At 62.3% G+C, this 24280-nt stretch carries 17 protein-coding genes and 1 riboswitch; of the genes, 12 read left to right on the top strand and 5 right to left on the bottom strand.

All coding sequences use genetic code 11. The features are described 5' to 3' along the window. Positions 1-558: 558 nt before the first annotated feature. The 3 genes from SINAC_RS16990 (at position 559) to SINAC_RS16975 (ending at position 3828) form a co-directional block, all read left to right on the top strand. Positions 559-1425, top strand: a complete 867-nt coding sequence (locus tag SINAC_RS16990) for a reverse transcriptase domain-containing protein (RefSeq protein WP_052334752.1) — start codon at positions 559-561, stop codon at positions 1423-1425. A 554-nt stretch (positions 1426-1979) separates the two neighbouring features. Beyond that, positions 1980-3233: a group II intron reverse transcriptase/maturase gene (ltrA, locus tag SINAC_RS16980; RefSeq protein WP_015246860.1), complete on the top strand. Its 1254-nt coding sequence runs from the start codon at positions 1980-1982 to the stop codon at positions 3231-3233. A gap of 127 nt (positions 3234-3360) precedes the next feature. After that, positions 3361-3828 (top strand): group II intron maturase-specific domain-containing protein, encoded by a 468-nt coding sequence (locus tag SINAC_RS16975; protein ID WP_157579415.1) that lies wholly within the window; start codon positions 3361-3363, stop codon positions 3826-3828. A gap of 72 nt (positions 3829-3900) precedes the next feature. Here SINAC_RS16975 and SINAC_RS16970 read toward each other — a convergent pair whose 3' ends face one another. From SINAC_RS16970 to SINAC_RS16955, 4 genes are all read right to left on the bottom strand, one after another. Next, on the bottom strand, positions 3901-4533 hold the full coding sequence (locus SINAC_RS16970) for a hypothetical protein (RefSeq protein WP_020466009.1): 633 nt from the start codon (positions 4531-4533) through the stop codon (positions 3901-3903). A gap of 275 nt (positions 4534-4808) precedes the next feature. Next, positions 4809-5903 (bottom strand): PepSY-associated TM helix domain-containing protein, encoded by a 1095-nt coding sequence (locus SINAC_RS16965; RefSeq protein ID WP_015246859.1) that lies wholly within the window; start codon positions 5901-5903, stop codon positions 4809-4811. Between the two features lie 72 nt (positions 5904-5975). Continuing rightward, on the bottom strand, positions 5976-7064 hold the full coding sequence (locus tag SINAC_RS16960; RefSeq protein ID WP_015246858.1) for a DUF1559 domain-containing protein: 1089 nt from the start codon (positions 7062-7064) through the stop codon (positions 5976-5978). Positions 7065-7179: 115 nt separating this feature from the next. Next, positions 7180-7381, bottom strand: a riboswitch (cobalamin riboswitch). Positions 7382-7491: 110 nt separating this feature from the next. Then, the gene (locus SINAC_RS16955; protein WP_015246857.1) at positions 7492-8262 is read right to left on the bottom strand and encodes an AMP nucleosidase; all 771 of its coding nucleotides are present in this window, start codon (positions 8260-8262) and stop codon (positions 7492-7494) included. A gap of 316 nt (positions 8263-8578) precedes the next feature. Between SINAC_RS16955 and SINAC_RS16950 the strand changes: the two genes are divergently transcribed. The 9 genes from SINAC_RS16950 (at position 8579) to SINAC_RS16910 (ending at position 22756) form a co-directional block, all read left to right on the top strand. Then, positions 8579-9076 carry a hypothetical protein gene (locus SINAC_RS16950; RefSeq protein WP_015246856.1) on the top strand — a complete coding sequence of 166 codons (498 nt, stop codon included), beginning with the start codon at positions 8579-8581 and terminating at the stop codon, positions 9074-9076. A gap of 46 nt (positions 9077-9122) precedes the next feature. Then, a complete protein-coding gene (locus tag SINAC_RS16945) occupies positions 9123-9689 on the top strand; it encodes a DUF3124 domain-containing protein (RefSeq protein ID WP_015246855.1) in 567 nt (188 codons plus the stop codon). Between the two features lie 203 nt (positions 9690-9892). Beyond that, a complete protein-coding gene (locus tag SINAC_RS16940) occupies positions 9893-11731 on the top strand; it encodes a DUF7309 domain-containing protein (protein ID WP_237722501.1) in 1839 nt (612 codons plus the stop codon). Positions 11732-12207: 476 nt separating this feature from the next. Then, a complete protein-coding gene (locus tag SINAC_RS16935; protein ID WP_015246853.1) occupies positions 12208-13833 on the top strand; it encodes a hypothetical protein in 1626 nt (541 codons plus the stop codon). Positions 13834-14154: 321 nt separating this feature from the next. Next, positions 14155-15000: a DUF2934 domain-containing protein gene (locus SINAC_RS16930; protein WP_015246852.1), complete on the top strand. Its 846-nt coding sequence runs from the start codon at positions 14155-14157 to the stop codon at positions 14998-15000. A gap of 131 nt (positions 15001-15131) precedes the next feature. Next, the gene (locus tag SINAC_RS16925; RefSeq protein WP_015246851.1) at positions 15132-15461 is read left to right on the top strand and encodes a hypothetical protein; all 330 of its coding nucleotides are present in this window, start codon (positions 15132-15134) and stop codon (positions 15459-15461) included. A 223-nt stretch (positions 15462-15684) separates the two neighbouring features. Continuing rightward, positions 15685-18204, top strand: a complete 2520-nt coding sequence (locus SINAC_RS16920; RefSeq protein ID WP_015246850.1) for an ATP-binding protein — start codon at positions 15685-15687, stop codon at positions 18202-18204. A 101-nt stretch (positions 18205-18305) separates the two neighbouring features. Further along, positions 18306-18776 (top strand): peptide-methionine (S)-S-oxide reductase MsrA, encoded by a 471-nt coding sequence (msrA, locus tag SINAC_RS16915; RefSeq protein WP_015246849.1) that lies wholly within the window; start codon positions 18306-18308, stop codon positions 18774-18776. Positions 18777-19072: 296 nt separating this feature from the next. After that, positions 19073-22756, top strand: a complete 3684-nt coding sequence (locus tag SINAC_RS16910) for a sigma-70 family RNA polymerase sigma factor (RefSeq protein WP_015246848.1) — start codon at positions 19073-19075, stop codon at positions 22754-22756. A 68-nt stretch (positions 22757-22824) separates the two neighbouring features. Here the strand turns inward: SINAC_RS16910 and SINAC_RS16905 are convergent, their stop codons facing one another. Beyond that, positions 22825-23910: a hypothetical protein gene (locus SINAC_RS16905; RefSeq protein WP_015246847.1), complete on the bottom strand. Its 1086-nt coding sequence runs from the start codon at positions 23908-23910 to the stop codon at positions 22825-22827. Positions 23911-24280 lie beyond the last annotated feature (370 nt).

The following is a 24280-nucleotide window of genomic DNA, read 5'->3' as shown; positions in this document are numbered from 1 at the left end:
TCGATAAATTAAAGCTTGTTGTGTTGTGCGCCGTGATAAGGCAGTGTCTTCCCAGCGGGTGCAAGTCCCGCCCGGCCAACTGAATCGCTCCGGCCGGAAGCTATCGGAGCGGCGGTGGAGGTAACGAAGCCGTCGGAGCCTTCGAGACAAATGTGCCGCCTGGCGGCGCAGCGAGTCGACAGGCCGTAACGCGAGTGAATGCTGAGCAGGCCTCGAAAGGTTTAACGTGGGAGCCGACCCGCCAATACATCGGGGAAGGCCGTCGTCGCTGATGAACAGGGAAACGGGTGGAATAGGCCGTCCCATGAGCGATCTGACCCAGCGATCCCACCGGGGTAATGGCAACGGCATGTCGACAAACGGGAGACGCCTGCAACACGGGAAACCCCACTTGGCGGAGGCGCGTGACCTCCAACCGGACGCCCGCGAGGGACTGGCCGGGCCGACTGGGGTGGCGGACAGGCCCGTACTACCGTGGACGCCGGGTAACGCCGGTCGAGGGAAGGGGCCTGAGTTCAAGACCAGCGTCACAAAGAGCATGAGAGCCGGGAGATTGGCATGAGCCTCACACCTCCACCGAAGGTTCAGAAACTCCAGACGACGCTGCATGCCAAAGCGAAGGAATCGCCGGGGTATCGGTTTTATCGGTTGTACGACAAGGTGTATCGGCAGGATATCCTGGAGTTTGCCTACCTGCGTTGTCGCTCCAACGACGGCGCCCCGGGGGTGGACGGCCAGACCTTCGAGGACATTGAGGCGTACGGCCGCGACCGATGGCTCGACGAACTGACGACCGAGGTGAGGGATCGTACGTATCAACCGTCTCCAGTGCGCCGCGTCCTGATCCCTAAACCGGATGGGAAGCAAAGGCCGCTGGGGATCGCAACGATCCGGGACCGCGTGGTGCAGATGGCGGTGGTTCTGGTCTTGGAGCCGATCTTCGAGGCCGACCTGCCTCCGGAACAACACGCTTACCGGGCGGGCCGCAGTGCCCTGGACGCTGTGAGGCAGGTCCATGGGCATGTGAGCATGGGGCATAATGATGTGGTGGACGCCGATTTGTCCGGCTATTTCGACAGTATCCCGCACTCGGAGCTCCTGAAATCGCTGTCACGACGCATCAGCGACCGGCACCTCCTGGGGCTGATCAAGATGTGGCTGGTGGCCCCGGTGGAAGAGACCGACGATCGGGGTCGGACGCGCCGAACGACTCGGAACAAGGATGAGGGCCGGGGCAGCCCGCAAGGGTCTCCTCTGTCACCGTTACTCGCTAACATTTATATGCGTCGGTTCATTGTGGGCTGGAAGCTCCTCGGACACGAACAACGGCTCGACGCTCATGTCGTCAACTATGCGGATGACTGTGCGCCACGAAGGTGTGAAAGGACGACTTTCAGGAGCGTCCCGGAACGCCATGCTGCGTGAGAGATGAGGGTAGGTCCCTCGGGATCGGGTTGCAGGACCAGATTCCAAATCACCCGAAGCGGCTTGGATTAAGAGTCCTGGTCGTGAGCGTTCGGGAAAAGGCCGGTCTGAACCGGTCAGATAAGAACCGAGAAGGCGAACGCAAGTGAACCACCGATGAGGCGTCGAAAGCGTAGGGACGTCATCGAAACCAGGCTCCAGTCGTTGGCCTGGGATGCAGTCAAGGCGGGACCTGCTTACGGCCTTGATGGTGACCGGCGTAAAGGTGGCGCGAGCTCGGTTCAGGCTCTCGCGGGGAACGTGGGAACCTGTCGTCACGATGCCAAGGGAGATGCCCAAGTGGAGGCCCCACGAGGTCAAAGTCCCGATGCGTGGCACAGGGGCGGATCAACCCGTAGTAGCGTTGAAGCCTGGTAATGCGGGTGGAGCGAAGGGGTTGAATGGTTCAGCCAAGGGATGGATCAACCAGCGATGGGAGGAATTCATGCCGGAAGCGAAGTCGTGCGTCAAGGCCCACGCGAGAGGCAAAAGTCAACCAGCGATGGGAGGAACCGATGCCTGAAGCGAAGCCTTACGCGATTTCCAAACAGGTGGTCTACGAGGCCTACCTGAAGGTCAAGGCGAACCACGGGGCGGCCGGGGTGGACGGGCAGTCGATCGAGGCGTTCGAGACCGACTTGAAGGGTAACCTCTACAAGATCTGGAATCGGATGTCCTCGGGCAGCTACTTTCCACCGCCGGTGCGGCTCGTGGAGATCCCGAAAGCCGATGGGGGTTCAAGGCCGCTGGGGATTCCCACGGTCGGCGATCGCGTGGCTCAGATGGTCGTCAAGATGCATCTGGAGCCGCTGGTGGAGCCGCACTTCCATCCCGACTCCTACGGGTATCGACCCGGACGATCGGCGCTGGATGCGGTGGCCGCCGCGCGGGAGCGGTGCTGGCGGTCCGACTGGGTGATTGATCTGGATATCAAAGGTTTCTTTGACAATCTCGATCATGAACTAGTCATGAAGGCAGTCTGTCATCACGTGAACGAACCATGGGTCCTGCTGTACATCGAGCGGTGGCTGAAAGCCCCCGTTCAGAAGCAGGACGGTCGTCGAGAAGAGCGTACGAAGGGCTCGCCCCAGGGGTCGATTGTTTCGCCCTTGTTGGCCAATCTCTTCATGCACTATGCGTTCGATCTCTGGATGGCCCGGAGCTTTCCGGACATCCACTTCGCGCGTTATGCGGACGATGTGATCATTCACGCGAAGAGCCGGGCTCAAGCGGAACACGTGCTCGAAGCGGTCCGGGCACGTCTGAAGGAGTGCCGTCTTGAGCTTCACCCTGAGAAGACCAAGATCGTGTACTGCCAGGACGATGACCGGAGGGGCCAGCATGAACACATCAAGTTCGACTTCCTCGGCTACACCTTTCGGCCCCGGCGGGCCAAGAATCGATGGGGGAAGTTCTTCGTGAGCTTCATCCCAGCGATCAGCCACAAGGCCGCCAATGCGATCCGCGAGACGATCCGAGACTGGCGGCTGGCCGCCATCCGGAACAATCAGTCTCTGGAGGAGATCGCGGGGCTTGTGAATCCTTCGGTACGAGGGTGGGTGAACTACTACGGTCGGTTTTACCGGTCGGCGCTCACTCCGGTTCTCCGACACCTGGAGCGTGTCTTGGTCAAATGGGCGCAGCGGAAATACAAACGGTTGAGGCGTCACTCCATCAACGCAGCCCACTGGCTGGGTCAAGTGGCGCGACGCGATCCGAATCTGCTGGTTCTCTGGCAGATCGGGATTCGACCAGCGACTGGATCATAAGAGCCGGATGAGGCGAGAGCCTCCCGTCCGGATCCGAGAGGGCCTGGGGGTGCAATTCCCCCGGGCTACTCGACTTGTGATCTGCTGTCGTGGCACCGCTGCCGAAGCGATGGCCACGATGCGGAGCATGATGTTGAAGCTGCGGCTGACGGTGAACGAGACGAAGACGCGGTTGTGCCGTGTCCCTGAGGAAACGTTCGACTTCCTGGGGTATACGATCGGGCGATGCTGGTCGCCGAAGACGGGCCAGTCCTACATCGGGACGCGTCCCTCGGCGAAGAAGATCGACCGCCTGAAACGGGAGATCAGCGACCAGACGAGCCGGAGATGGTTCTGGACGGACGTCGAAGACCGAGTGGCCCGACTGAACCGGATGCTTTTGGGTTGGTCGAACTATTTCTGTCTCGGCCCGGTCAGTCCCGCGTATCGAGCCGTGGACCGCCACGCGCGGGATCGGCTCCGCCAGTGGCTTCGGCGGAAGCACAAGCTGAAGAGTCGGGGGACGTCACGGTTCCCCGATCAGTACCTGCACGACGTGCTGGGCCTGGTCCGCTTGAGCGAGCGACCCCGAAGCTTTCCGTGGGCGAAAGCGTGAGTTCTTGTCCGAGAGCCGGATGCCAGAAAATGGCCCGTCCGGTTCGATGAGCGGGGGAGTGGAAACGGAGCGTCAGCCACCGCGCCACCCCTCGACTCTACTGGGGAGATTTCGGACGCCACCGTTGCCTAGCGGTTTTCTTTTGGGAACGCGAGACAAGAAGGTCTCCATGTATTCCCAGACGCGTTTCGGTATGGCTGGCTGGTCGCGTTGCAAATCATAACGGACCAGCCAGTAGGAATCGTCGCGAGAGAAGGTGAGTTCAACGGTGAGCTGGCCGGGTTGTTCGAAGTCTTCCTGGTCATGGTGCGTGATCGTCAACCAGGCGGGCTGACCTTGGAATCGGACCTCATGCGCATGGCTTTGGAGCGTGGGCTCACTTCGGAGTTTTGCGACCTCCAGGGAGGCGCCAGGCGGGAGGTTGGAGGGGGACCAGAGTTTGATGCCTCCCAGGCCCGGGTGATCCCGGTCCTCAATAACCTTCGACTTCCAGAAATCGGGCCGGATGATGGAGAATCCGGCGGGATGGAAGATCCGACGCCCCTCATTCGGCCGTTCGGTCGGGATCGCGGAGGTCGCCCTCCGGTGGAGGGTATGTTCGGCGATGCGGCAGAGGAACGTGATGAACACCGTGATCGAAGCGATCAAGGCGACGTGGCTCACGATTGAAGCCAGGCGTTCCTGTCGGGGCGAGTCGAACGTCATGCGATTCCAAGCTCGATGATGACGACTCGGAAAGAGGAGAGCGAACGCCTCACAAGCGAGGGCTCTCTTTGAGGTTGGCGACGGATGTCACCGGTCCGTCGAAAGTACGCCACAGTTTAGCCTGCACGATGATGGTGTCGCAATCGGCTACTCGAGCGTCATCGCGCGAGCCGGGGCCTTGAGCGAAGCACGGCCATGCGTGGGAGACATGAGAATCAAGTCGATTCTTCGCCGGTCGGACGGGAACCTGACCCCATAAAGAATCGAGTGGGCGGTCAGGGAATGTCCGAACGATCGCGCGTTTTCCCGCGCGTCCAACGACGTGTCCACCAGATCAGTCCGGTTGCCATGAGAAACGCGGAAAAGAGGCCGCTCAAGCTGGCGAGGCCACGACCGAGGGGGCCCATCGCATCGCCGGTATGCCATGGGTAGGGCGCATACCAGAGAACTTTCTGAACGGCCGAGGTCATCCGCGAACTGTGGGCTTGGAGGACATTTCCCCTGTACTGGTCGAACCTTATCGCCGTATTGCCGTGAGGGTTTCCGTCTTCAGGCAAGCGGAGCCGAACGGCGAAGGTGCCTTCTGGACCCTCGGGCAGGTAGATCCGCGTGACCTGTGCATCGGGATAGGCGAGGAGCGCCTTGTCACGGATCTGATCCAAGGTTGGCGGCGTGAGGGTGCGATCAGGCTGCGACTTGGGGATGACCTCCAGCGGCATCGGGCCGGTGATCCGGTTCAGCACCGGGGTGAGGTATGGGCGGAAGATCAGGATGGCTCCGGTTGTCGCCAGCAGAGTCAGAGGGATCAGGCTGATGATTCCGACGCGACGATGAAGATCCAAGGCAAGTCGTCGGCCCGTGGTGGCGGGCGACTTGGCAGGGCGGGTCCGCCACCAGAGCCAGAACCCGCTCACGCTCAGCGCAAGCGAGGCTAACCCCCCTGCCCCCACGATGAGTCGGCCAGGACGACCGAAGAAGAGTTCGGTATGCCACTGCTTCACTCGCTCGGTCCAGGCCGATCCGAATCGTCGCCGACCGAGGACGTGGGCATCGTAGGGGTTGACGAAGACCTCCCAGCGATCTGTCGGCCCTCGACCTACCAAGAGGGCGAGCAGGGCCTGATCCGCCCGGTTCGGCATGAGGAACATCCGGGGCGGCGGGCCGCCGGTCGCCTCGACGGCAGCCCGGATTCGCTCCAGGCTTGCGGTTTGGCTCGCTCGCTCAACACGCCAGAGCGCGGGGTTGAGTGCGCGATCGATCTCACGCTGGAAGGCCAAGATGCCGCCGGTCAGGCCCGTCAAAGCGACCAACACACCGGCCCCGAGGCCGAGGATGAGGTGGGAAATGCGGACGATCCGATAAGGTGCCATCAAGAGATGAGCCATTCCTGAGGAAGGTGGAGTGATTCCCAAGGCGTCACGTCAAATGCGGATCGGTGGCAATCAATAAGAGTCGGCCGAAATGACTTCGCCACCGCTTCGGGTGGCCAGGGCTGGGTAGACCGGGATTCTTGCTCCGGGAGCCATGCTATAGCCGTCCGGCCCATTGAGCATGGGCCCGGCTCCACGGAAGTCATTCGCTTCCGGGAACGCGTCAATCGAGTTCTTGAGGAAGTGGACCGAACCATCGCAGAAGGCAACGTTGATCCCGCCGGGATGAAAACTTGACGGGTAGTACGGGCTGAGGAATCGATTCGGGGCGGAGTTATAGATCCCCTGCGCAGCGTAGTAGCCGTAAGTCCACGCTCCGTAGATTGCCGGGTAGTAATCTTTGTAGGCCGGGGTGGTTGCGACCGAGGCCGGGTAATAACCGTGGGCTCGCTCGTCAAACAACATCGTCATGCTGGTGCCGTCGGTGACCGCGGCGAGGCGGACGTTGCTGTCCATGAAGATCAGGCCGTTCTGCGAGGCGGCCGCACGCTGGAGTTCGGCGGGGGCGAGGTTTTTCGGCGGATTGATCCAGAGACCGGCCACCCCGCGGTAACTGGTGTGCGCCTGGGTCCAGACGCCCGGAGGGAGTGGGTCGGGATTCCAGAACGAGACACCCGGCACGCCGTTGGCTGCGGCCGCTACTCGGACCAGGGGCGTTGCGTTGGCGACCGTCGGGTCGCTCGGGCACATGAGGGTCGAGATGGCCATCTTCTCGATGGTGAGGTTGTCGTTGTCGTAGATCGTCAGGCTGAAGTTGATCGTGTTATAGGCGGGCTGCTGCTCCATGTAGCCCAAGATCCGCTCGAAAACGCTGTGGTCGGGCCAGGGCTTGGCCGCGGTCGGGTCGCCGACCCGGGGATAGCTCCCTGACGGTAGCACGCCATTGGAGGCCTCGTAATTCATCGCCCCGAGCGCGATCTGCTTGAGGTTGTTGGTGCACTGAGCTCGCCGGGCGGCCTCGCGGGCCGCTTGAACGGCGGGTAAAAGCAGGGCGATCAGGACGGCGATGATCGCGATCACGACCAGCAGTTCGATGAGCGTGAAGCCGGAGGGGCGGTTCTGAGGCTGAGGCTGAGGGCGAGGACGAAGACGAGATATCATGAGTGCAGACCTTGCTGCCGGGCCGGGCAAGAGGGTTTCCTTCGGCCCTCCGGCGCATGGCTCGTTGCAGACGGTCTGCAAAAATGCCCGCCCGGATGCTTGTGGCCGAAGCATCGGAACAGAAGCTCGACGGGCAGGTCTTCTGGCTCTCGGCTCATCACGGCACCCGGACCGCCTTCCCGCCTTGCGGCAGTGGCTTTGGTTGGTCCGGGGGCCTGGCCGATTACAGCGGCGGCCCCGCGACGGATTTACACCGTCTTCCCTATTATCCCCCGACCTGTTGTCAGGCCAGGGGAACCTGTCAAGCGACGGCGATTAGAACCGGTTGACTGGGCCTCGGTCAAGTGAAGTGTCGATACGTCGGTCAAAACGTTTCTTGTTGATTGTTCGTGTTTGCTAGCTTGTTTTGCATCTTCCTCCCTTCCACTTATTCAAAGCGAAGATGCTCGACCGACTCTCCGGAGTCGCGCAGTTCGATGAGCGAGTCGACGCCGATCTGAAGGTGCTTCTCCATATATTGGGCTGTGACGGTGACATCACTCAGTCCCGTTTTGACGCCTTCGGGGGTCATCGGGCTGTCGGAGACCAGGAGAAGAGCCCCTTTGGGAATGTGGTTCACGAACCCGACCACGTAAATGGTGGCCGTTTCCATGTCGATTCCCGCGGCCCTGCTTTTGCGAAGGTACTCCTTGAAGGTGTCGTCGTGTTCCCAGATTCGCCGGTTGGTGGTGTAGACGGTGCCGGTCCAGTAGTCGAGGCTGTGCTTGACGATCATGGCCGAGACGGCCCGCTGAAGCCGGAACGAGGGCAAGGCGGGGATCTCGGCAGGGAGGTAGTCGTTACTCGTTCCCTCTCCGCGGATCGCGGCGATCGGCAGGATGTAGTCGCCGACCTTCGCCTTCTTGAGGCCGCCGCATTTCCCCAGGAAGAGGACCGCTTTGGGAGCGATCGCCGAGAGGAGATCCATCGCGGTGGCCGCGTTGGCGCTTCCCATCCCAAAATTCAGGATCGTGATGTTCTCGGCGGTGGCTGACGGCATCGGCTTGTCGCGTCCAATGACCTCGACGCCAAATCGACGAGAAAACAGGTCGATATAGTTTGTGAAATTTGTCAGTAGGATGTACTGGCCAAACTCCTCCAAGGGACGCCCCGTGTACCGAGGCAGCCAGTCTCTGACGATCTCTTCCTTCGTCCTCACAACTCTGCCCTCGCAACGAGATTTACTGGCTCCGGCTCGTTTGCGTTCCCTGGGACCGCGGACGCCCCGCCCGCATCTTTTTTTTGGGGGGGCCATCTGCAAAGGCTTGTGTCCCGGACCTCCGGAAACCGCCTGCTTCTCTCATTCTATCGCGGCTCCCCTTCCGCAGGTGTCGCCCAGGCACGAGCGAGGGTGATTTTACCTCGACCACCGAATGCCGCTTGTTTGCCTCTGGCAAATGTCGTAGGATTGCGTGGCGAGTTTGTGAAGGCGACGATCATTCGTGTGCGACCTTGTCGAAAAGGGGAGAACTCCGATGACCTTCTTGCCGGCCGTGCTCGGGCGTCAAATCAGCGAAGCCGGGTTCGACGCCAAACTGGGACAGTGGGTTTGCTGCCTCGGGGGAGTCGCCATTCTGCCGATGGCAATTGTGGCCTTGGTTCGGCATCCGGGCACCCGGTCTGACTTTTTCGTGGGGCTTGTGCTGGCCTTCGTGATGGCCTTGCTCTTGCTCATGCTGGGGACGCTCGCCCGGCATGTGGACTTGCTCAAGATTCCCGTCCGTGCGCGTTGGGCGGAGTTCCTTTGTTATCTTGCCAGTGTTGGCGTGTTGCTCAGAGGGATCCAGTCCCTGGCGACGATCGGCGGTTCGCCGGCCCAGGTCACTCTCGGTGTGCTCGCGGTCGGGTCGTTGAGCCTGGCGGTCCTGGACCTCGGGATGTTAACCACAGTGGCCCGAGCACTCAGGACCGGCGAAAGATCGGGGCCAACGGGGGCGGCAGAGTCGATGGCGGGAGCACCTGTGGTATCCTGAGAGTCAGGTCCCTCTCCCGCTTGACTCGAGTGCTTCGGAATGTCGCATGCGAAGAACCGTCGTCGGCGCCGCGATTGTTCTGGCGAGTCTTCTTGTCTCAGGCACTTCGTGCGGCCCAGGGGGAGGCCCTGGAGCCGGAGCTCCCGGCCCGGCTTCCCCGCTTGGCGGTCTGCCTCGCCCGGGGGTGGCCGAGTTTGTGATCGGCCCTGACTTCCAGGCCGTGGCGGGGCAAACGGTCTATGTTCCTGTCTATTCTCACGTCTTCACGTCAAATGATGCGCGTCCGTTCGGCCTGGCCGTGACGCTTAGCGTGCGGAACACCGATCGGGTTCAGCCGATCATCCTTGTCTCAGTGAAGTATCACGACCGAGATGGCCGCCTGGTCCGAGACGCGCTCAAGAAGCCGTTGCGGATCGCTCCCCTGGCATCGATGGACTTCTTCGTCGAAGAGAGCGACTCGACCGGCGGCTATTCGGCAAGCTACGTGCTCGAGTGGGTGGCCGAGCGGCCCGTCAGCGCCCCCGTGGCCGAGGCCGTCATGATCGGGACGGCGAGCACCCAAGGGATCTCGTTCGTCTGCCCCGGCCGCGTCGTCGCGGAACGGAACCCATGATTCCGTCGACGATTCGGCGGCGGATCGATTCAAAAGGGCGGACTCTAGGCCTGACGGATCGTCGCTGTTCCGGCTAAGATCAGGGGGATGGGGCGGTCCATTCCGATGGCGATACGAAGCTTGGGGATCGGTCAATGGCCAAGAAGCGACCAGGCAAGAAGCTTTCGAAAAAGCTCCCTCGAACTGGGCAAACGGAGGAGTCTGTGCCCGGGTTTCCTGACCCCATTGCTCTGGAAGCGGCCATGCGGGACTTCCTGGGTCGAGCGACCGGCACCCACGCCAACGCGCTCGACACGCCCCAGGGGCAGGCTGAGGAACTCGTGCTCCAGGCGCTGGACATCACCGATAAACGGAAGCGTGCTGAGCTTGCCCGGAAGGCGCTCGAGATTTCGCCCGACTGTACCGACGCTTACATCCTGCTTGCCGAGCTTGCCAGGACCCGCAAGGACGCGCTGGAGTTCTACCGCCAAGGGGTCGCGGCCGGCGAGCGCTCCCTGGGTCCTGATTCCTTCGAGACGCATGCGGGGCACTTCTGGGGTCTCCTCGAGACCCGCCCGTACATGCGCGCCCGATTTGGCCTCGCGGATGTCCTCTGGACCTTGGGGCATCGCGATGAGGCGATCACGCACCTCCAGGCGATGCTCCAGCTCAACCCGGGCGACAACCAAGGGTTGCGTTACGTCCTCTCGGGCTGGCTGCTCAACATGGATCGGTTCGACGAACTCGCCCGCCTCCTTGATGCGTACGATGAGGCGACGGCCGCCTGGGTCTACACCAAGGCATTGCTGGCGTTCCGTCGGGATGGCGATGCGCCTTCCGCCCAAAAAGAGCTCGAAGCGGCCCAGCGAATCAACAAGCACGTCCCCGACTTCCTGCTTGGCAAAAAGCCGATGCCGCGCGAACAGCCTGCCTTCTATGGCCTTGGCGATGTCAATGAGGCGATCCTTTACGCCGGTTCGGCCATGGGGGGGTGGAAGTCGACGCCCGGGGCCCTGGCCTGGCTCAAAGGGGCAGGACCGAAACCGAAGGCGCCCAAGACGCGGCGGTCAAAGTGGGAAGGGCCATCCCCCTTGGCCCAGAAACGTCTCTTGGGCCTTCGGCAAGCGTTCGATGTCTGGCAGGCCGACGCCCGTCAACTTCGTTCCCGGACCGAACTCGGGGGTGTGCTCATTCATCCCTGGGTTGTGCTCGTCACCAGCCGGACTCACGACCTGATCCTCTCTCAAACCCTCGTCGAAGACGCTCCCACGGCGGAGTTGCTCTGGGATCAGCTTGTTTCCGCCATGCAGTCGCCGATCATGGGCGAAGCGCATCGCCCGACGGAGCTGCAAGTTCACACCGGTGAACCGTGGGGAGCACTCACGCCTCACCTCAATGCGATCGAAGTCGAAATCGAGGCCTTGGACATGCTCGACCAGATCGATCACGTCTTTGAGGAACTCGAGCGCGACCTGGCCGGCGATCAGCCCCCGAGTTTGCTCGACATGCCTGGGGTCACCCCTGAGCAGGTCGCCGGTTTCTATCAGGCGGCGGCCGAATTCTACCGGAGTGCGCCCTGGCGAAAGCTGGGTTATGAGACGGCGATCCAGGTGGAATGTGACCGGCTCGAAAGTGGCCCCCGCTTTGCCGTCGTTATGGGACAGAGCGGCCTGACCTTTGGGCTGGCGCTCTACGATGACCTCAAGGTCCTCAAGAAACTCTGGTCGGGCCGCATGTCCGATGAAGCGAACGCCCGCGAGACGGTCGCCCTGACCGTCACTTATGACGACGACTCGGGGATCTCCGACGGTGACCTGGACGCCATTGAAGCGTACGAATGGGAAGTGGTGAGCCCCGAAGCCTATCCTTCGATTTTTCGAAAGGAACGCGGATTGTCGATGCGACCTCCGTTCGGTTGGGAACTCGAGTTGATGCAAGGCTGCCTGCGGACGATCCCGGACTTCGTCGCCCGGCATCCGATCGACGACTTGGCGAAGTATGAAGCGACGATCCAAGCTCCTTCGGGAGAGTTCCGGCTGTCGCTTTCCTGGGTGGATGCTTGAGGTGGTTCGCCGCTGATTCCCTTTTTCTCTCAAAATCGCTCGAAAAAAGCCGTTCTTGAAAAAGACAGAGTGAAGTCGCCCAGCCCCTCTTTTGTTGATTGTCGAGGGTGACGGACCACGAGCGCTTGACCCCTCATGAACCAGGGCGCATAATCGAAGCCGTCACCTCGCTTCACCAGCTTCTCCATCTTGTCGGGGATAAGTGCTGGTCTTTCGGATCGATCGCTCCCGCCCGAGCATGGCAAGCCTTTCGCTTTCTGAGAGGGTGAGAACTGCCAGAAGTCTTGGCCGCTGCGGGGACGTCTCTTTTCGATGGAATTCGTAGGTGTGCTCACCGCGGAGGGAAGGCCGCTTCCCGTGCCCTCTTTTCCTTCACGCGGGCTGTCAAATGCGCACCGCGATCCAAAGCCGCTCACGATCGATCTTATCGCACGCCTTATATGCACTCCCCTTTTATCCCGTTGGAGATGCTCAATATGTTACGCGGCCTCCGCTCCTGCAAGGCAGTTGGAGTCCTGGCGCTGGGTGGCCCGCTTTTCTTGGGGACCCCCGCCCGCTCCGCTGAGCCCCTCTCCTTGACGCAGCAACTGACCGACCTTGGCCGCCAGGCGCTCGCTCAGGGCCAGTCCGGGCAGGCCAGGACATTCTTCCGCAAGGCGGTTGATCTCGACTCCGGCAACGGCGAAGCGAAGCGGGCCCTGGATCTGATCCAGGTCGCCTTCCAGGCCCCGACGGATGCGCCGCCGGCTGCCGAAGCGATCCCGCCTGCCGATCCGGTCCCGGCCGGCACTGCGCCTGCCGCCGACCGCCAGCCCCAGGCTACGCTCGAGGAAGCGGCCCGCGTCTCCGACGTCGTTCGCCAGCAACTCGTCGCCGACATCAACCAACGCCTGCAAACCGCCCGCGACCTGGTCAACGCCAAGCAACCCGAGGCCGCGCTCACCACGCTCCGCCTGGCGCAGACTGTTGCGCGATCGGCCACCGACGTCCCCGAAGCGGTCCGCAACGACCTCGATCGCCGGATCCAGTCGCAACTCCTCTCCACCGTCCGCGCTGAAGAGCGGATCGTCCAGGAGCAGGCCGAGCAACTCCGTCGCGAGGCTTCGGCCGAACAGCGGATCCGGGCGCTCGACCTCGTCGAACGCAATCAGGCGACTGTCAATGTGATGATGATCCAGTTCGACAGCCTGATGGCGCAGGGGACCTACAACATCCTCTACAACGGCGGCCTGGGCGACATCGTGACCGCCACAGCCCCTTTCTACGAGGCGCGGATGCTGGCTCAGAATGCGCGGGCCTTGGTCCCCAACGATCCGACCCCCCGCGCAGGCGTGTTCGTGGCTGGGACTGTGGGCTTCCTGGCCCAGGAGCTGGCATTCGAGCAGCTCAAAGAGTTCCGCTTCATGCTCTCGCTTCAGGATGTGGACCGCGGTGCCGTGCCGTTCCCCGACACGATTACCCTCGAGTATCCCGACGCCGACCATTGGCGGGCGTTGTCCGAGAAGCGGATCCGCCGCTACGGTCACGCGGTCGACTTGCTTGATCGCGACCCGAAGACGAAGTCGATCCTGGCCAAGCTGGATGACCCGATCTCGATGTCGTTCGGCAACGAGACCCCGCTGGAAGACGTCCTGAAGTATATCAAGAGCGCGACCACAGGCGCGAACGACAACGGGATCCCGATCTACGTCGACCCGGTCGGCCTACAAGAGGCCGAGAAGACGATGACTTCGCCCGTGACGTTGGACTTGGAAGGTGTGCCGCTCAAGACGACGCTTCGGCTCATGCTCAAGCAACTCGGCCTGACCTACACGGTGAAGGACGGCTTGCTGACGATCACCAATGAAGACTCCGAAGACCAGCCGACCGAAATTCGCGTCTACCCGGTCGCCGACCTCGCGATCATCCCGCTCTCGCTCATGGGTGCCGGCGGTGGTGGTGGTATGGGCGGTGGTATGGGAGGTATGGGTGGCGGAATGGGCGGTGGTATGGGTGGTGGCATGGGCGGCGGCATGGGTGGCGGTATGGGCGGTGGCATGGGTGGTATGGGGGGGATGATGTCGGTCCCGCCGCGAGCGATTCGCGGTTCTTCCCCCCGCTGAGTGCAGTCTGCCGACCGTTTGCCACGAAGTGACGGACGCTCACCCGGATCTACGTAAAGATGTCTCCGGAGCCTTGCGGCCTTTGCCGTAGGGCCTCGGAGATTCTTTTTTGGGGGGGATGAGGTCAGAGGCCGTTATGGGAGCGGTTTTCGCCTCCGTTTGCGTTTTTGGGGACCCCGGGTGCTCTGCCCACGCAACCGAAACAATCGGCCATCTGTTGGCTCGAGGGGTTGGGCGTTAAAATCGTTTGCGATGAGACCGGATGTCTCGGCTCCAGGGATGAATCATCATTCGGCGATCGAATCGCAGGATAGCCCCGACATGTTTCCGACTGCCGACCAGATTGAACATGAAGCCTACCTTCGGTGGGAGCGGCGAGGAGGCAGCCACGGCAACGACCGTGGGGACTGGTGCGCCGCCGAGCAGGACCTTCTCCTGACGCTGAACTACGAGGTCGCCGCGTTCTACCCGTTGCAGGCCCCCGAGTCGCAATACGTTGGCTCCAAGGTGCGTCGGGTTTGCCGGTTCTGCGAGCAAGCGGCCCCGATTACGACGTTTTCGGCGACGCCGCTCGCGCTTCCCTCGTTTCTGGAGAACCGGTCGTTGTTCACCTACGAGGAGTGCGACGATTGCCACGCGCACTTCGCGTCGAGCGTCGAGGCCGACCTCAAGACGTTCCTCGCTCAATTGCGGATCGGGCCGGGGCTGAACTCGCTGTCACGCACTTCGATCGCGGCCCTGAAGGGCCTGGCCAAGATGGCTCTCTCGATCATGCCCGCAACGGAGCTCCATTCGTTCGAGGACACAAGGGAATGGGTGGTCAACCCCGACCACGATTTTGACTTGCGCCTGTTCGGAGAGCTGGGTTGCGGTTTGCACGTCCTGCCTTCGATCCAGCCTGAGCCCTGGACGGCGCTGGTGCGGCGGGTCGACGACGAGGCTCCCATGCCCTACATGCTCTTCTTCGTGGGGACCACTCACGTCGTGATTCAGGCCCCCGTTCCGCTTTCGGCCCGCGACGAGGATCTCGACGGCACGCGGACAATCATCCCTCGCACCGACTCCTCGTACGCGATGGGGAGCGAGTCAGGGAGGCAAGCCCCCTCCCCCTTCCGTGCGAACCCACACCGGATCGGGACCCGACACAACGCGAATTCCCCAGTTTGACTCCTCTTTGCCAGGTTAAGCTCTCCCCTGCGGAATCGGATTTGCTAGATTAGGTTCTCTGCGCAGGATTTGTCGATCCGATGCGGACCGGCATTGCAACTGGGTTTGACCGACACAAAAGAGGCAGACCGATGAAGACGCCCGTCGCCGCGCTTGCCGTCGCGGCTCTGTCTCTGGCCCTTGGCTCGTCTGCCAAGGCCCAGACCGTCGTGTATGGGGGGAGCTGGGGAACCGCGCCGGTGGTGGCCGGCCCGACATTCGCCGACCCGTTCTACGTGCCCCCCTATAGCTACTACGCAGCCTATCCCGGCCCTGCACGGGGCTACGTGGGCTACGGGACCAGCGACTTTCCTTTCTACGGCCGGCCCTACGGCGGTCCGTCAGACCGCTGGAGTTGGGCGGCCATGAGCACGAATGGCAACGGGGTCCTCGCTCGTTATTACTATCCCCCCGTTCGCTGAGCGTCGGCTTTGCACCCGCTTTTTTTGATGGGTACCCGAAGGCCGAGGCGGCTCCGACTTCGCCGTCTCGGTCATCGGATCCATTCTCAGAAGGACAACCCTTCAAAAAGGGAGTTGATGAAGAAATTCGTGTGAACGGCCCAGAATTCGCAGCAAGAACCACTGCGGGACAGGTGATGACCGGCCGTCGCAGGAGACGGGTATCACGACCGGGTGGCCGGCGATGCGAAATCAGATGGATCCGAGGCAGCAGACTGGCTGGAGGCAATTTATCGACGGGCTTCCCGTCGATAGTCGCCTGGGTCAGGTTTTCCTCGAATCCTGGCGGGGTGTTCAGGTCGAGGTTGAGGAGGACGTCTGTGGTTCGGACAAGCCGCCCGGGAAGCCCCTCCTCGATTCCGCCGACCTTCACGAACGCCTCGACAAGAACCGCGCGTTCTTGGAGGCGGCCCGCCCCATCATTGCATGGGCCGACCGGGCGCTTGGCCACATCGCCCATCTCGTCTACCTGATCGACCACGAAGGCATTGTCTTGCACGCGGTCGGCAACGACCCGTCCAAGATGGCGAAGTTGGGGCTCCTCCCCGGTTCAGACTGGTCTGAAGCATCGAAAGGGAGGAACGGGGCCGGCACCGCTTTGGCCGAGGACCGACCGGTGGCTGTCGTGGGACCGGACCACCTCACCCATCCCCTCGACGACTGCACCTGGACCGGTGCGCCGCTCCACACTCCCGACGGCCCGCTCATCGGTGCGATCGGCCTCACGACGTGTGCCGAGGACGGCACGCCCGACCGACTGATCCTGACTGCCTACCTCGCTCAGCTCATCGAGCAGGATCTTGCCTCAAAATATGCGAAACCGAGTCAATGTCTCCCGTTGTCGGCCGCCGTTGTGGCGGAATCGGAGATTCTCGAGGTGATCGCCGGCCCATTCTGTCTTTTGGATGAGCAGTGGCGGTTCGTCGCGCTCAACCGAGAGGCCGAGCGCCTTTTGGGGCGAACTCGCGAGGAACTGATGGGGCAACTGGCTTGTGACGTCTTTTCCGAGGTCGTTGGCTCGATCTTTGATCGCAAGTTTCAAGAGGTCAAGGAAACCGGCCAGGCCGTCGACTTCGAACTCTTTTTCCCGGAACGGGATGCCTGGCATGCCGCCCATGTCCAGCCTTCCCGGTTCGGCCTCATCGTTCATACCCATGACATCACGGCCCGTAAGCGGACTGAGGAGGAGCTTCGAGCCAGCGAGGAACAGCTTCGCCTGATCTCTGACCTGACGGCCGGCTTCACTTACACCGTGGGAATCGGCCTGGACGGTTCTCTTACGGCCGAGGCCGTGAGTCCGGGGTATTTCCGGATCCTCGGGACAACGCTCGAAGAGATGAACGCCCGAGGATGGGCCGACTTCGTACACGCCGACGATCGGGCCCTGGTTTTGGAGAGTCATCGAAGGCTGGTGGCTGGGCAATCCGAGGTGCAAGAGATCCGCAACGTGACCCAGGATGGAACGGTCCGTTGGATCCGCTACAGCAGCCGGCCGATCTGGGACGAAACGCACGAACGTGTGGTGCGTTTCGTCGGCGCGGGGCAGGATGTGACCGAGCGGCGGTTGGCCGAAGATGCGCTCAAGGAGGCGGAACGCCGCAAGGACGAGTTTCTCGCCATGCTCGCCCACGAGCTTCGCAACCCCCTGGCGCCGCTTCGCAACGCACTTCATACGCTCAAGCCCGAGGTCGCCGGCACGGCGATCGAACCGGTCCAGGCGATGATGGAGCGGCAAGTCGACCGGCTGGCGCGACTGCTCGACGACCTGCTCGACGTCTCCCGGATCACCCGGGGGAAGATCGAGCTGCGCAAGGAGGTTGTCGACCTCACCGAACCCGTGCAACGGGCTGTGGAGAGCCTCACCTCCCACTGGGAACAAGGTGGACCCGTGCTCACGGTGACGATGCCCGACGGCCCCCTGCTGGTCGAGGGGGACGCCGTCCGGCTCGAACAGGTTTTCGACAACCTGCTCGACAACGCCAACAAGTACACGAAGCCGGGGGGGACGATCCACGTGGAGGTTGGCCGCGAAGCCGGCCTGGCGACGGTCCGGGTCTCTGACACGGGCATTGGCATCGCGGCCGAGATGCTTCCTCATGTCTTTGACCTTTTCAATCAGGCCGAGCGGATTCTCGTCCAGTCGCAAGGGGGGCTTGGGATTGGCTTGAACTTGGTCCGCCGCCTGGTCGAGATGCACGGTGGGGGCGTCACGGCCTCGAGCGCTGGCCCTGGTCTGGGGAGTGAGTTTCTCGTCCGGATCCCCGCTCTGCCTGAATCGTTCCACCCACCGGCCGCGAAATCGCGAGCGACGCCCGGTCCGAGGCTTCGGCGGCGCATCCTTGTGGTCGACGACAATACGGACTCCGCGCGGTCGATGGCCTCGCTATTATCGAGGCTCTGGAACCAGGACGTCGCCGTGGCCTACGACGCGGCCTCCGCGCTAGTGCTGGCCGACTCGTTCCACCCCGACGTCGTCCTGCTCGACATCGGCCTGCCTGGCCCAAGTGGCTATGAGCTGGCCCGGCGGCTGCGTGAGCGTCCTGGGTTCCGGACGACCCTCCTGGTGGCCATGAGCGGCTGGGGCCGTGAGGAAGATCGCCGCAAATCGCGCGAGGCCGGGATCGACCATCACCTGGTCAAGCCGATCGCGCCCAACGATCTTGAGATTCTTCTCGCCAATTCCGAGAGCACAGCGGCCGGCTGATCGCTTGGGATTGTCCCAGACAACCCACCGGGCGTACAACGGAGGGATGGGATCAATCGATCAACCCCTCGCATTTGAGCTTGAGGGACGAGGAGACCACGATGAAGAAGGCAACATTCGGGGCGGGCTGCTTCTGGGGAGTCGAGACCGCCTTTCGCCAGGTCGAAGGGGTGGTCGACGCCGCGGTCGGCTATCTCGGCGGGACCTTGGAAAACCCCACCTATCAGGATGTCTGCACGGGAACCACCGGCCATGCCGAGGTGGTCGAGGTGAGTTACGACCCGCTCAAGGTCTCATACGACCAACTCCTCGACCTCTTCTGGAAAATCCACGACCCGACGACTCTCAACCGCCAAGGACCCGATGTCGGCACCCAGTATCGCTCCGCCGTCTTCTACCACGATGAAGAACAGAAAAAGGCCGCACTGGCATCCCGAGAGCGACTCCGCGAGAGCGGCCGCTTCCGCCGTCCGGTCGTGACCGAGGTTACCCCGGCTTCCACGTTCTATCGGGCCGAAGAGTATCATCAACGCTACCTCGAAAAGCGAGGCAAGTCGTCCTGTTATATTTGATTTTGTGGATAATTTTATTGGGTGATCGATTCGGTGGGTGATTTGGAGTCATGTCCGTAAGGCGAGCGGGGAACGGATCGCTTTCTGTCCTTCGCGTCATTGACCCGCTCGCCTGAGAAAATCGAGGGTACAGCCCTGCTCTCGGGACGAACCGCCTCTCTTGGGACTGCGGGAACCTGGGGCCCCGGGGGATCCAAGCATTGGATATTCAGCCACTTTGAGAAAAAGTCGTTCCGCTCCGGCTCTCCCGTGCAGTATCTCTCGGAGATGACGAGACCACTCTGGGGGCAACCGGTATGGCAAGTGGACACCGCGGCGCGGTTCTTCGGCAGATCGAGCGCGTCTTCAGCTTGGGGACTCTCTCGGGGATGACCGAGGAGCAACTTCTCGAGCACTTCGCCGCCCGGCACGACGAGGCAGCCTTCGAGGCGTTGATTGCCCGGCATGGCCCGATGGTCTGGGGACTCTGTCGTCGATTGCTGCACGACCCGCATGACGCGGAGGATGCCTTTCAGGCGACATTCCTCGTCTTGCTGCGCAAGGCCGGTACGCTCCGGGAACCGGGCCAACTCAGCCCCTGGCTCTATGGGGTTGCCTTCCGGGTTGCCTCGCGCGTCCGGTCCGACCCCGCGCGGCGCCGCGAGAAAGAAGGGCGGGTTGCCAGGCCGGAGGCCGTTGACTCCGACGTCTTCCGGGACGTCGACGGACTGCGGGATGTGATTGATGAGGAGGTCAACCGGCTCCCAGAGAAGTATCGCAGGCCCGTCGTCCTCTGTCACCTTGAGGGTTTGACGTACGAGGAGGCCGCACGGCAACTCCAGTGGACGACCGGGATGGTCAAGGGCCGCCTGACCCAGGCGCGGGAGCAGTTGCGGCGTCGGCTGACCACGCGAGGCTTGGCCCCCTCTGTCGGGTTGGCTGGTCCTTGGGGTTTCCCGACGACGGTCCCCCAGGCGTTGGCCACCCGAACGGCTGAAGTCGCTGCCCACATCGCGACGGCTGCTTCCGCTTCAATCCTCGCCCTTGCGGAAGGGGCGATCCGGACGATGCTGTTCACCAAGCTCAAAGCGGCGGCCTCGGTGCTGGCCGTTGGCACGCTGATGCTGGCGGCTTGCGCCTTCGCCCTGGCGCAGACCGGCGAAAAAAACCAGGCCGTGGCCACCCCTTTGCCTGAGAAAACGGTGGTTCCCAAGCCGAGCCCGGTGGTGGGGCGGTCGATGGAGTTTCGCGCCGTTGAGCCTGGGACTGACCGAGGGATTCCCGGCGTCCAACTCACAGTTCGCGCCGGCGACTTGCAGACCAAGGCGATGACCGATGAGACCGGTCGATACCTGATTGAGGGGATTCCCCCCAAGGTGGTGTCGTCAGTTGCGATCTGGGCAAGGAAGGACGGGCTTGTCCCCAAGTCGATCACGTGGTGGAACGACTCCGCGAACACGCGACTTCCCGAGTCGTACTCGTTGCCGATGGAGCCGGCCGCGACGATCGGCGGCCTGATCCGAGACGAGACGGGCGAGCCGATCGAGGGGGCGACCGTCTACATCAGGGCCGACTCTAAGCGTGGCGACGGCGTGCCGGTCACCGACGTCTTCGAGTTCCCGGCCAAGACCGACGCCCAAGGACGCTGGCGGTGTAACCTGGTCCCTGCGGACACCTCTTCTGTTTCCACACGGCTGGTCCACCCCGAGTATGTCAGCGACCAATCGTATGGCGATACCCCAGTGCCGTCTCCCGAGCAACTCAGGGCCCGGTCCGCAGTCATGGTCATGACACGCGGAGCGACGCTGAGCGGGACGGTAACCGATGCCGAAGGTCGGCCGATCCCCAATGCTCACGTGAAGCTCGGCCTCGATCGATTCTCGGCCCCCCAGCCTCCGAGCACTCGGACCGATGCCGAGGGGCACTACCAATTCCATGTGAAGCCCGGGAGCCAGGTACTGACCGTTCAGGCCAAGGGGCATGCGCCCGACCTGAAACGGCTCCCGGCCGTTCAGGGCCGCGAGCGGGTCGACTTCCAACTCCCCCCCGCCCAGCCGTTCTTCGGGCGAATTGTCGATCGGCAAGGGCGGCCGGTCGCCGGAGCGCGGGTTGTCGTCGACACCTGGCGTGGCTATCGCACGCTGGAGGTCAAGGTCACCTCTGACGCCAAAGGACGCTACCGCTGGGAAGATGCTCCGGCCGACGAGGTTCTCGTCGACATTGCGATGGGGGACTACATGCCCATCCGGAGAAAGCCGATGACGGCTTCCCCCCAAGGGGACGAGATCACCTTGTCGCCGATGCTGCACGTCCATGGCTCGGTCGTCGATGCCGGGACCGGCCAGCCGGTCGAGGCTTTCAAGGTGGTCCCGGGAATTGTGATCGACGGCGCGAAGCCACCGCACTGGTTGTACGGTGACCTCAGGTCGGCGACCGGGGGACGATACGAGATCAGTCTCGATGACCCGAGGACGCCTCACGTCCGCATCGAGGCGGAGGGTTATCAACCGGCTGTGTCGCGACCCTTCCAGGTTGACGAAGGAGATACCGTCTACGACTTCAAACTTCAGAAGGGGACGACGATTGCCGGAATCGTTCGCCTACCTGATGGGACCCCTCTTACAGGGGCGGAAGTTATCTTGGTGACGCCTGGACTGTCCCCGACGATCAACAATGGCCGGATCACTCAGCGGGATCGAAACCCATGGGTGGAGACCGGCCCCGATGGCCGCTTCTCATTCCCTGCCCAGAGTGAGGACTACTCCATTGCCGTCTTCCACGACCGTGGTTTTGGCGAACTGTCATCGCAGGACCTGGCCGCCGATCCCGTTGTTACCGTTCGTCCTTGGGGCCGCATCCAGGGGACCTACCGGATCGGCTCCATGCCGGGAGGGCGTCAAGCGATCCAAGCGAATCGCCAACGCCCGGCCATCGGGCGGGATCTGAAACCGACCTTCGGACCGGGGACGGAACTGTACTACCTGTTCCACGACTTGGCCGACGACCAGGGGCAGTTCGCCTTGGATCGTGTTCCCCCCGGCCTCTATCTGGTTGCTCCCGTTTTTCATGAGCCCAGAGGCTTGACCACGGCGTCGGGCCAGAGCGCCACGGTTGAGGTTCGGTCTGGTGAGACGCGAAGCGTGGCCCTCGGAGGGAAGGGGCAACCCGTCGTCGGGCGGATCGTCATCCCCAAGGGATTCGACCGACAGGTGGATTGGTCGTACGGTTCCTTTCAGTTCGAGACGGCGCTGGAGTGTCCCACGCCGCCCAAGGGCCTGAACGCCAAAGAGCAGTCGCGCTGGTGGTGGGAGTCAGAGGAGAGCAAGGCGTATTCGCGGGCCTTCCACCGCTTCCCGCTCCGGATCGGTCCCGATGGCTCGTTCCACGTGGACGACGTGCCCTCTGCCCCGTATCGGCTGTCGATCCAGGTGTACGAGCCCCCCTCGGGCAACGATCGGTCTGCCGCCGCCAAGATTGTGGGCATGGCTACTCGGAAGTTCGTTGTGCCCGAACTACAGGGTGGGCGAAGTGATGAACCGCTCGACCTGGGTGAGATCCCTCTGAATCTGAACAAGCGCGTGGGCGACCTTGCGCCAGCCTTTCAGGTTCCCGCTCTCAACGGTAAGACCGTTGCCCTGGCCGACTATCGGGGCAAGTACGTCCTGCTCGACTTCTGGGCGACCTGGTGCGCTCCTTGTCTTGCCGAGACGCCGCATCTGAAGGCGACTTTCGAGGCGTTCGGCAAGGATGAGCGGTTCGCGATGATCGGCCTGAGCCTGGACGCATCAAAAGACGAGCCGCGGGAGTACGTCGCCAAGCAAGGATTGCCCTGGGGCCAGGGATTCCTCGGCGCCTGGTCGGAGGCCACGCTTCCGGCGGAGTATGGTGTGGAAGGGATCCCGTCGATCTGGTTGATCGGGCCCGATGGCAAGGTGATCGCCATGAATTTGCGAGGGGACCAGATCAAGGATGCCGTCTCCAAGGCGCTGGCGATACCCTGATGCGTGCTGATCCGAGGGGGGGGGACGGAACGGGCCAAGGCCGTCTGCGCTGCACCGCTCCCGACGGATCAATTAATGAATCGTGCGAAAATATCGCGATTGACCGTCGTATTGCCGCTCTGGAAGTAAGAGCTATGCGAACACTGCGGGTTGACGAGTCCCAGAATGTTCTGGCAGCCAAAGGGGTCGAGGTTGAGGAATTCATTGTCGACGGCGTAGGGGCGTCCCTGGATCGCTCCGCCGACGAGGTCGCAATAGGCATCAAGGTTGATCCAGCGTTGAACGCTCGAGGGCTTTCTCCCGTCTTTGTTGGCCGGTCGGAGCCGTAGCTTCACGGGGCCGATGGAGAGGGCGGCACCGACGGTGAAGAAATTACGCACCCGGGGTGCGATCTGCCCTTCGTCCTCCAACTGCCGTAAGCCCTCGTAAGCCACCACGGTGCCCCAACTGTGGCTGATGATGTCGAGTTCATGTCCTGCGACCAACTCAGGGCGAACCACGGCAGTGAAGCGGTCGATAATCAGTTGGCGGACATGGCTGTTGGTCAGATAGATCGAGAAATCGTCGATGCAGTTGAAGCCGGGGATGCTGATGTCACCCAAAGGGGGGGCTCCGGCGGTTGGGGCTGCGCCCAGAGCATTGGCTGGAGTAGGGTTAATGGGCATGTGCTGATCGGCTCGGTCGCGGAGCGCATCCTTGATTTCCGCGGCAGCCTGCAAACGCGCTTGCTCCAACTCGGCGACGCCCGTGGGTCCGTCGATTCCGCCGACCGCCGCCATGACGGCAAGCCCTTGATTCACAAGATTGCTCCAGAGCACTTCGAGCCGAGTGCTCCCTAACGCCCCGGGACCAAACGCGGTGGGGACGAACGGTTGAAGGGCGTTCCACCACGGGGAAGAAAATCCGCTGGCGTGTGGACAGATGCCGTGGACGTAAACGAGGCGACGGTTCCCGACTGCGGCGGTCGCCGTGAAGTCGGGGGCCGCCTCTGCTGCAAGTGCGGTTCCGGTTTCCAGATCACCAGAATGTTCTATGATCGTTGTAAACATTTTCAAGGACTGGCTCTGGAGTTCAGGAGTGATCGGGCCTTCACCTATGATTTTGCCGAGTAAGGCGATCATCTCTTGTCGAATCTTGGTCGAGTTATTTGGCATCGGATACTCGCTAAGTGTTCGTGATACGGCGTTGTATGAAAATCAATTTTTTATTTATGGAATTGCGTGGTCGTATGGTCAGTCCCTCTCGTGGATGAGTCGGGAGTCTCGTAAAAAAAAAGCTCTCGAGCCGTGGGTTTCCACCCTTGGTCGAGAGCTTTCGAGGTGAGTTCTGGAGTCGCGGTATTTTGCACCAAGCTTGGCCACTCCACGGTTGGCAACCGCGAATGCCATGAGGCAGGCATTGTGACGAGCCATTCTCACGGAATTTCCCCGTGATCTGGGGGAGCAGAGGAGGCCGTTCACGCGGATTTTCGATGATCGATCCTCGTTTGATGGATCAACGCAACACGAGACGGTTCATGCTTCG

Origin of the sequence: Singulisphaera acidiphila DSM 18658 (assembly GCF_000242455.2) — a bacterium.
In the GTDB taxonomy this organism is placed as follows: Bacteria; Planctomycetota; Planctomycetia; order Isosphaerales; family Isosphaeraceae; genus Singulisphaera; species Singulisphaera acidiphila.
The sequence above is the reverse complement of the archived record's forward strand: the minus strand, read 5'-3'. Positions and strand labels throughout refer to the sequence as shown.